General features: G+C 40.5%; 3 protein-coding genes. All 3 read left to right on the top strand.

All coding sequences use genetic code 11. The features are described from left to right. Positions 1–324: 324 nt before the first annotated feature. Positions 325–603, top strand: a complete 279-nt coding sequence (locus tag DU53_RS06850) for a hypothetical protein (protein ID WP_063728213.1) — start codon at positions 325–327, stop codon at positions 601–603. Next, entirely contained in the window at positions 587–868 is a 282-nt protein-coding gene (locus DU53_RS06845) for a type II toxin-antitoxin system RelE/ParE family toxin (RefSeq protein ID WP_235599744.1), read from the top strand. Before DU53_RS06850 ends, DU53_RS06845 begins: the two co-directional genes overlap by 17 nt. A 228-nt stretch (positions 869–1,096) precedes the next feature. After that, the coding region (locus DU53_RS06840) for a hypothetical protein (RefSeq protein WP_153020838.1) at positions 1,097–1,470 on the top strand (374 nt) is incomplete at its 3' end.

The raw sequence follows: 1,470 nt of genomic DNA, 5'->3' as shown, positions 1-1,470 counted from the left end.
GGGCATATTCCTCGAAAGGGGTAGAAAACCGATGCCTGTGTGGAAGAAGAAACCGATTCTGTTATATGCGACTTATTCTGAAGGCCATGCGGAGGTAGTATGATGGTACTTAACCACCGTCGGAGAATCCGATACTCAATCCATGAGCCGTGTACGTTGGCCCGTACGCACGGTTCTGTGAGAGGACGGGGGGATTCCCCCCTCCTACTCGATCCCGGCTGCGTCGGTGGTGTAAGCTACCGAGAAATCATTAGTCAATTTTGTGAAATATGTTATAATATACACACTACACACACTATGTGTATATGTAAAGAAGGTGATGGTATGAATGAGATAAAAGAACGACACAATATAATGATGAGACCTTCAACCTGGAAGGTTCTCAATGAATTGAAAAGAATATTGGGAAAAAGCGCAAGTGAAATCATTGAACGTTCCCTGTGGAAATTCATAGAATCAGAAGGGTACAATACCCTGTATTTCAAGATCATGTCAACTGTTGAGCCTTGTGATGATGAAGAAAATGCTGAACTAACCAAAATTCTCGATGCAATGACAAAAGAAGATCTGGAGATAGCAGATGGGCATGAGTTACAGGATTGAATTCACAACAGCAGCACAAAAAGAATACAATAAGTTAGACAGAACTGTTCAAAAAAGAATCGACAAAGCGTTTTTGAATCTCATAGATCACTATAATGGGGACAAAAATGTGCCCCGCCTCGATGTGAAGATCTTGACAGGCAAGTATTATGGTCTATTAAGATTGAGGGTTGGGGATTACCGTGTTATATTCAAGCTTCAGAATAATACCTTCGTTATTCTTGTTATTCATATAATCAAGCGTGGAGATGCTTATAAGAAGTGAAAGACGCTGTGTCCGGCTTCGCCGGTGATACGAACTCCTGATAAGAATAGGAGAAGCCGAGAGTCCGAGAAAAAACATGACGCTCGCGAGGCTGTCAGCTGGCAACTCAATTTTTGTTCGAGAACCGGTGCGACCAATTTCACCGATGAAGAGCACTCCTTTGGAGTGGGAAAAAAGAAGGTAAAATAGGAACAGAGGAAGAGTTAAAAATTGAAAGGAAGATCTGGTATGAAAATGTTGTTTGCCATACTATTTTTTGTTGCGATTTCCATGACATTGCTGGCTGTTGTTATCACATCACCTGCTACAAATACTGTTCAGTTTAGCTGGTACACTACAACTCCGGTTGTATGTAATTTGTATGTCTATAATGAACACTTTTCCAAAGAGGTGTTTGAATCCAAACCTTCGAAGTTTCATGTACTGACTGTATCCGATTTGAGCCCGGATGTTTCTTACAAATATCGTATTGAATGTGAATCTTCTACCGACTATGTTCTGGAAGGTAATTTTTCTATTCCTTTTAATCCTGGTAATCACTTTAGGTTCGTTGTTTACGGAGATTCACGAAGTAATCCGAAAATACATTTAAGAGTCACCAA

This window comes from Kosmotoga sp. DU53, assembly GCF_001639905.1.
GTDB lineage: Bacteria > Thermotogota > Thermotogae > Petrotogales > Kosmotogaceae > Kosmotoga > Kosmotoga olearia.
The sequence above is the reverse complement of the archived record's forward strand: the minus strand, read 5'-3'. Positions and strand labels throughout refer to the sequence as shown.

What these genes read in the sequence shown, in the direction of transcription:
- DU53_RS06845 (WP_235599744.1), top strand. Translation starts at nt 587, where the DNA reads ATGAGTTACAGGATTGAATTCACAACAGCAGCACAAAAAGAATACAAT.
- DU53_RS06850 (WP_063728213.1), top strand. Translation starts at nt 325, where the DNA reads ATGAATGAGATAAAAGAACGACACAATATAATGATGAGACCTTCAACC.